General features: G+C 64.7%; 8 protein-coding genes. 3 read left to right on the top strand and 5 right to left on the bottom strand.

Going from position 1 to position 7,765, the window contains the following annotated elements; all coding sequences use genetic code 11:
- Positions 1-9: 9 nt before the first annotated feature.
- Genes hemW through CZ203_RS13490 form a run of 3 tightly spaced genes read left to right on the top strand, consistent with a single transcriptional unit; the run spans position 10 to position 2,845 of the window.
- Positions 10-1,182, top strand: coding sequence for a radical SAM family heme chaperone HemW (hemW, locus tag CZ203_RS13480; protein ID WP_087066618.1), 1,173 nt, complete (start codon positions 10-12; stop codon positions 1,180-1,182).
- A gap of 18 nt (positions 1,183-1,200) precedes the next feature.
- Positions 1,201-1,470: an ACT domain-containing protein gene (locus CZ203_RS13485; RefSeq protein ID WP_087066619.1), complete on the top strand. Its 270-nt coding sequence runs from the start codon at positions 1,201-1,203 to the stop codon at positions 1,468-1,470.
- 16 nt (positions 1,471-1,486) lie between these two features.
- On the top strand, positions 1,487-2,845 hold the full coding sequence (locus CZ203_RS13490) for a PFL family protein (RefSeq protein ID WP_087066839.1): 1,359 nt from the start codon (positions 1,487-1,489) through the stop codon (positions 2,843-2,845).
- Between the two features lie 152 nt (positions 2,846-2,997).
- Here the strand turns inward: CZ203_RS13490 and rbr are convergent, their stop codons facing one another.
- From rbr to gpr, 5 genes are all read right to left on the bottom strand, one after another.
- Positions 2,998-3,534, bottom strand: coding sequence for a rubrerythrin (rbr, locus tag CZ203_RS13495; protein WP_087066620.1), 537 nt, complete (start codon positions 3,532-3,534; stop codon positions 2,998-3,000).
- Positions 3,535-3,820: 286 nt separating this feature from the next.
- Positions 3,821-4,477, bottom strand: coding sequence for a Ger(x)C family spore germination protein (locus tag CZ203_RS13505; protein ID WP_087066622.1), 657 nt, complete (start codon positions 4,475-4,477; stop codon positions 3,821-3,823).
- Positions 4,474-5,946: a spore germination protein gene (locus CZ203_RS13510; RefSeq protein ID WP_087066623.1), complete on the bottom strand. Its 1,473-nt coding sequence runs from the start codon at positions 5,944-5,946 to the stop codon at positions 4,474-4,476. Before CZ203_RS13510 ends, CZ203_RS13505 begins: the two co-directional genes overlap by 4 nt.
- A gap of 68 nt (positions 5,947-6,014) precedes the next feature.
- Positions 6,015-7,100, bottom strand: a complete 1,086-nt coding sequence (gene spoIIP / locus CZ203_RS13515; RefSeq protein ID WP_159456537.1) for a stage II sporulation protein P — start codon at positions 7,098-7,100, stop codon at positions 6,015-6,017.
- 54 nt (positions 7,101-7,154) lie between these two features.
- A partial coding sequence (gene gpr, locus CZ203_RS13520; RefSeq protein ID WP_143436238.1) for a GPR endopeptidase occupies positions 7,155-7,765 on the bottom strand: 611 nt, incomplete at its 5' end.

Raw genomic sequence — 7,765 nt, forward strand, 5'->3', positions numbered from 1 at the left:
GGGGTTATTTTGAAGTATTCCAAGAGCCTGGGGCTGTATATCCATGTCCCATTTTGCGTTTCCATGTGTTATTATTGTGATTTTTACTCGCTCGGCGGCCGCGCCGCACAGATGGACGGCTATGTAAAGGCCATGTGCGCGCATATCCGCGATTACGGCGCTCTGTGCGGCGGGTACAGTGTGGATACCGTGTACTTTGGCGGCGGCACGCCGTCTTTCCTCGGGGAAAAACGGCTGGCGAAACTGCTTTCCGAAATCGGGAAGCGGTTTTCCCTGTCGCGCAATGCCGAGATCACGGTCGAGGCCAATCCGGACAGCATGTCCCCAAAACTGCTGAAAAAGCTGAAAAAGGCCGGGGTGAACCGCCTGTCGGTCGGCATCCAGTCGGCGGACGACGACGAGCTCGCCATGCTCGGCCGCGTACATACCTTTGCGCAGGCGCAGGACGCCGTGCGCCGCGCGCAGGACGCGGGCTTCGACAACCTGAGCCTCGACCTGATGTACGGCCTGCCGGGGCAGGACACCGGCCGTTTCCTGCGTTCGGCCGAAGCCGTGCTGGCGCTACAGCCCGCGCACCTGTCCTGCTACGGGCTGAAGCTGGAACCCGGCACGCCGATGGCGCGGGATAACCCTGTGCTGCCCGACGACGACGCGCAGGCCGACCTGTACCTGGCGCTGTGCAACCGGCTGTGCGAGGCGGGGTTCGAGCACTACGAGGTTTCCAATTGGGCGCGCCCGGGACGGCGCTCCCGCCATAACAGCAAATACTGGGATCTGTCGGAGTACCTCGGCCTGGGGCCCGGCGCCCATTCCTACCTCGGCGGGCGGCGGTTCGCTTTTGTCCGCGACCTCGACGCGTATTGCGCCGGCGTCACCGGCGCGGGCGGCCCCATCGTGTTCGAGGAGGAGGACGTGCCGACCATGCGCCGGCACGGGGAATACCTGATGCTCCGCCTGCGCACGCGCGACGGCGTACAGGAGGAAACGTTCCAGCGCCTGTTCAGCCGGGACTTTGCGCCTTACGCCGCAAAACTCGCGCCGCTCGCGCAGCACGGGCTTGCCGCGCAGGAGCTGGGGCGCTGGCACCTGACGGAGCAGGGATTCCTGGTCTCGAACAGCATCATCAACGAGGTCCTGTCCGCGGACGACCCGGCGGAAGGGCCTGCCAATCTGGATTTGTAATTTTTAGGAGGAATAAACATGCGCGCAGTTATCACCGTGGTCGGTAAGGACCGCACCGGCATCATCGCCAAAATTTCCGAAACCCTGTACGCCCACCAGGTCAATATCGTGGACATCTCCCAAAACGTCATGAGCGACATGTTCGCGATGGTCATGCTGGTCAATATCGACCGCTGTACCGTGGACTTTACGCAGCTTGCCGACCTGCTGGATCAGGACGGCGAGGCGCTCGGCATGAAGATCCACACCATGCATGAAGATATCTTCAACGCAATGCACAGGATTTGAGGGCGCGGCAATGGCAATGATTAATACACACGACATTTTAGAGACCATCAAGATGATCGAGGAGGAACACCTCGACATCCGCACGATCACCATGGGCATTTCGCTGCGCGACCTTGCGTCGGACGACATCGGCGTGCTGTGCGACAAGATCTACGAGAAGATCACCCGCCGCGCGGAGAAGCTGGTTTCGACGGGCGAGCAGATCGAGCGCGAGCTCGGCATCCCGATCATCCACAAGCGCATTTCGGTCACCCCGATCGCCATGATCGGCGCGACCACGACGGCCGGCAGCTATGTCCCGATCGCTCAGGCGCTCGACCGCGCCGCGGCGGCGACCGGCGTCAACTTCATCGGCGGCTTTTCCGCCCTGGTGCAGAAGGGCTTTGCCAAGGGAGACGAGATCCTGATCAACTCCATCCCGGAGGCGCTTGCGGTGACGAACAACGTCTGCGCGTCGGTCAACGTCGCGTCGACCAAGGCGGGCGTGAACCTGGACGCGATCGCGCTCATGGGGCGCATCATCAAGCAGACCGCGGAGCGCACGAAGGACAACCAGTCCCTCGGCTGCGGCAAGCTGGTCGTATTCGCCAACGCGGTGGACGACAACCCGTTCATGGCGGGCGCGTACCACGGCATCGGCGAGCCGGAAACGGTCATCAACGTCGGCGTATCCGGCCCGGGCGTGGTGCAGTCGGCCATCCGCCGCGCGGGCGACTGCCCGATCAACGAGGTCGCGGAGATTATCAAAAAGACCGCGTTCAAGATCACGCGTATGGGGCAGCTTGTCGGCTCGATCGCGTCGGAGCGCCTGGGCGTGCCGTTCGGCATCGTCGATTTGTCGCTTGCGCCGACCCCGGCGATCGGCGACTCGGTCGCGCGCATCCTTGAGGAAGTCGGCCTGGAGACCTGCGGCTGCTGCGGCACGACCGCAATCCTGGCCATGCTGAACGACGCGGTCAAGAAGGGCGGCGTCATGGCGTCCTCGTCGGTCGGCGGCCTGTCGGGCGCGTTTATCCCGGTATCCGAGGACGAGGGCATGATTGCGGCGGTGCAGGCCGGCGTGCTCACGCTGGAGAAGCTCGAGGCGATGACGGCCGTTTGCTCGGTCGGCATCGACATGGTCGCCGTTCCGGGCGACACGACCGCGGAGGTCATTTCCGGCCTGATCGCGGACGAAATCGCGATCGGCGTGGTCAACTCCAAGACGACCGCCGTGCGCGTCATCCCGGCCTATGGCAAGAACGTCGGCGACAGCGTCGAGTTCGGCGGCCTGCTGGGCACCGCGCCCATCATGCCGATCTCCACAAAGTCCCCAGCGAAGTTCATCCACCGCGGCGGCCGTATCCCGGCGCCGATCCAGAGCCTCAAAAACTAAACGTATACGTAAAAAGGGCGCTGCTTCTTTGTGAAGCAGCGCCCTTTTGGCAACCCCAAAGGTTTTGGCAACGTGGCAGCCTTTGGTATCGGCCAAACGCCGTCCCACGCTTATGGCACGCCGTACAAACGGCGCCCTTTTCAAAATGCATCTCAGTAGTTTTCTGCCAGGACTTCGAAATATGCCTGCGCGTGGTGGCAGAGCGGGCAGGCTTCGGGCGCGGCGGTGCCGGTGAACACATAACCGCAGTTCGAGCACACCCAGGACTGCTCCTGCGGCTTCTTGAAGACCTCGCCGTTTTCGATATTCTGGCGCAGGGCGTTGTAGCGCGCCTCGTGGCGGCGCTCGACGTCCGCCGTCATGCGGAAACGGTGCGCAATTGCGGAAAAGCCCTCTTCTTCGGCGATGTCGGCAAATTCCTTGTACATTTCCGTCCATTCGAAATGTTCGCCGCCCGCGGCCTCGTCGAGGTTGCAGTCGGTCTTGGGCACGCCGTCGTGCAGCAGCTCGAACCACTGGGCGGCATGCGCGCGTTCGTTGCCTGCGGTTTCGCAGAAGATGTCCGCGATCTGCTCGTAGCCGTCACGGCGCGCGCGGTCTTCAAAAATCCAGTATTTTTCAGCGGCCTGGGATTCGCCTGCATAGGCGGCCAGCAGGTTGGCTTCGGTGCGGGAGCCTTTGAGTTCCATAATTTATTCCTCCTGTAAGTGTTTCGTTCTTTCAGTATGGGCAGGTTTACGGGGAAATATTCCGGAAAACGCGGCGCGCAGGCCGGCGGCCGCCACGAGCAGCAGCACGGCCAGCCGCGCCAGCTCGCACACGGTCAGGCAGCCCGCGATGAGCGTTTCCGCGCGCTGGAAAAAGTCGCCGATCGCCACCAGGCCGGCGGACGCGTAGGTCGGATAGGGCACGCGCGCCGCCGTATGCACGCCGAGCAGCATCAGGTTCCNAAAGCGCCAGCGGGGGAAGACGGTTTCAGGCATGGGGGTCACCCCCGTCCGTAAAGCCGGTCAGCCGGTCGCCCTCGAAGAGGGCAAGGCCGGAGGGGACGGCCTGCCCGTCCGTCCCGACCGTGACGGCGGGCAGCGCGGTATGCACGTCCGAGCCGGACAGCAGCAGGTTCAGGAAGCGGAAGAGCGGCATGTCTACCCCCGAACCGCGTTTTTCCCCTTCGGACAGCATCCGGCCGAGGGCGATGCCCGGGATTTCGCCGCTCGGCGCCCAGGCGCGGAGCACTTCGTCCGCGGTCGCGCCGCGCGCCACTGCAAGGCGGATGCTGAGGCGCGCGTCATTTTCGTCGCACAGGTATTCGGCAAGGGGCAGCAGGCCTTGCCGCGCCGCGGCCTCGTCTATCAGGAAGACCTGCGCATGGATGAAGTAGAACTCGCCGCCCACGTTGTTTGCCGCGGCGGCGAACAGGTTGGGGATGGTCGCGGCTTCCGCGGTCAGGTATTGGGGCGTGGCCTTGCCCTCGGCGCTGTCCTGCCAGACCGTTTCGACCGTCAGGTGCAGGCCGGCCGCATCGCCCGACAGCGCCGCGGCGGATACCGGGGAAAGCACGCTCGTTTCCCGCGCGTCGCCGCAGCCCGCGAGCAGCAGGAGCAGCGGCAGGAGCAATAGGGAGCGTTTCAAGGCCTCTCCCCCTTCCTCGCCATAAACCGCCCGCTTTCCCGCATCTTGAACCAGGGTGTGCGGACATATGCGTCCTCCAGGTGCGGGGACACGCGGGGCAGCAGGTTGAGCAGGTACGGCACCCCAAAGGAGGAAAGGCCGGACAGGTGCGCCAGCACCAGCGCCATGCCGAAAAAGACGCCGTACAGGCCGAGCACCGCGCCGCAGGCGAGCAGGAAAAAGCGCGACACCATGGCGGCGGTCGTGAGTTTTGGCGTGAGCAGGCCGAGCACGCCCGCCATTGCGACCACAATGACGACCGGCGCGGACACAAAGCGCGCGGACACCGCCGCCTGCCCCAGCACAAGGCCGCCGACGATGGACATCGTCTGCCCGATCGCGCCGGGCGTGCGCGTGCCGGCTTCCTTCAGGATTTCAAATACCAGCAGCAGCAGCACGGTCTCGAGCAGCGTCGGCATGGGCACGCCCTGCCGCGCCGCCGCAACGGCAAACAGCAGGCGCGTGGGCAGTATCTCCTGATGGAAGGTCAGCAGCGCCACGTAAATGGCCGGGATACAGATGCTGATGACAAAGCCGGCCATGCGCAGCAGGCGCGCCAGCCCGACATAAAAAAAGTTGCGGTAATAGTCGTCGTTCGCCTGGAAGCACTCCTGCAGGATATAAGGGGCGGTCAGCACGACGGGCGTGCCGTCCACAACGAGCGCGACCTGCCCCTCGAGCAGGCGCGCGGCGACCACGTCCGGCCGCTCGGTCACGCCGATGGTGGGGAAGGGCGACATGCGGCTGTCGCGCACGCATTCGGACAGGTAATTTGCGTCGAGCACGCTGTCGAGCGTGAAGGAGGACAGGCGCGCCTCCCACTCCTTGACCACGGAGGGCTTGCACACGCCGTCAAGGTAGCACAGGCACACGGTCGTGTGCGTGCGGCTGCCCAGCGTCTGGAAGGTGAATTTGAGGTGCGGGGTGCGCAGCCGGCGGCGGATCATCGAAAGGTTTGTCATAAAGCCTTCCGTGAAGCCCTCGCGCGGCCCCTGCAGCACGCGTTCGTTATCCGGTTCGCCGGAGGAGCGTAGCGAAAAGCCCTTGGTGTTGACCACGACCGGGCGCGGGTCGCCGTCCGTGAAGATGACGGTGTCGCCGTACAGGAAGGAGGACAGCATCTTGGCCGGGTCCGGCTCGACGCGGCTGTCGTTCACCTGGCTGATACGGTGCGCCAGCACCTCGGCGGATACGGGCGCGCCGCCGTCCCAGTCCGCGATGGGGCGCAGCACGCTCTGGTTGATCGCCAGGTTCTTGACCATGCCGTCGAAGAAAAACACGGCGCAGCGCAGGTGGGGGGCGGCGCGGCTCTCCACCAGCCGCGTGACAAAGGTGTTATCGCCCTCAAAGAGCGCCTGGAGCGTGCGGACATTTTCGTCCAGGTCGGCGGAAAAGGCGGCAATATCGGATTTTAGGGGTTGCCCCTGCATGAAAAAACCTCCTTACGGTTGAGGTATGCTGTGATACATACTCTCAATATGGCCGTAAGGAGGGGTTTTTATGCGCCGAGCAGGTCGTCCGCCAGGCAGTTCGCGAAAAGCTTTGCCGCGTCCACCGCCTCGGCCAGCGTGTTGCCGGAAGAGCCGACCTCGACCAGCATGGAGCCGGGCGAGCGGGCGCTCTGGTTAAAGCGCTGCTTGCGCAGGTTGACCGGGCGCATCAGCGTGGGGTACTGCGCGATGATCCGGCTTTGCAGGTTCACCGCATAATTGAGGTTTTGCGCCCAGTTGTCGTGCTTGAGGCCGCCGGCGTTCGTGCCTACGACCAGCATGAGCTGCGCCATCTTCTGGCCGTCCACCTCGCAGACGGTCTTGTATTTCGTACCGTCCTCCTTGAGGATGGAATCCCGGTGCACGTCGATGACGACCTGGACGGACGGCGTTTTGGCAAGCTGGTCGTTGATGGCCTTGAGGGAGCGGTCATACGCGCCGGAATACGCGGGGTTGTCGAACACCTCCCGGCAATGCACTACGGAGACGCCCCGGCTTTCGAGCACCTTTGCCATCTCGTCGCCGACGCGGATGACGCTCTGGTTTTTGTCCAGCGTGCGTTCGCTCTCGCTCGCCTCGCTCGGCACGTAGGTATCCGTGCCGGAGGGCGTGTAGGCCTCGGTGCTGTGGGTATGTACGATCATCACCTGCGGGCCGCTGCCGGACAAGGCGATGGTTTGCGGATGGGCGAGCATATCCGCGATGTCATACGTCAGGGTGGTGGCGTTGTTGATTTTCACCTTCCCGGCGTCCTGCGCGCCGATCGTGGTCTCTTCCGGCGGGGGGCTTTCCGGCTCGGGGGTATAGCCGCTTTCGCCGATCTCGTCCTCGTCCTCCTGCGGCAGCTCGGTCAGCCCGGCGCTGACCGCCGCGGGCGCCTGCACGGTGGACGCGTCCGGGTAAACGCCCATCTCGAGCGCGAGCGTGCCCAGCACAAATTTCTGGTTATCCGCGATCCTGGCGAGCAGCTGCTGTACCGTAGCGTCGCCGCCGGCGCGCCCGTAGGCGAGCAGTCCGGCGGCGCACAGCAGGCATATGGTGGCGGGCAGTCCGATGCCGCCGCGTCTCCGGGGGTTCCGCTTGTTTGTCCGCATGGACATGCCCTCCTTGCTGTCATCTGGATTTAGTATACGGGCGCGGCGCGCCGGTTATGACAGGAATAAATCGATGTCCTCGATCGACAGGTGCGGGTGCAGCGCCTTGTTGACCGCGTAGCCGATCACGCGGGAAACGTCGCGCACCTCCCGGTCGATATCCTTGGTGGTCACGACGACCGGGTTTGCGAGGTCGTCGAGCGCCTCGCACGACACGCCGCCCGCCTGCGCGGAGATTTCATGCGCGAGCGTCGCGCCGTCCACCACCGTGGGCACGCCGATGGCGATGACCGGCACGCCCAGGCTTTCGCGGTTCAGCGCAAAGCGCGCATTGCCGACGCCCGAGCCGGGCACAATGCCGGTATCGGCCACCTGGATGGTGCGCAGCAGGTGGGACAGCCGCCCGGCGGCGAGCGCATCCACCGCGATGACGGCCGCGGGGCGGATCTTGTCAAGCACGCCCTGTACGATTTCGCCGGTTTCCAGCCCGGTCTGGCCGAGCACGCCGGGCGCGCAGGCGGCGACCGGCCGCCAGGAGGAAAAATACTCCGGGCTTTGTTCCACCAGGTGGCGCGTCGCGATCACATGCTCGCAGGCGAGCGGGCCGACCGCGTCGGGCGTAATCGCGCGGTTGCCCAGGCCGACGACGAGCGCGGGCCCCTCCG

It is taken from the genome of Intestinibacillus massiliensis, assembly GCF_900155735.1.
Classification (GTDB): Bacteria; Bacillota; Clostridia; order Oscillospirales; family Butyricicoccaceae; genus Intestinibacillus; species Intestinibacillus massiliensis.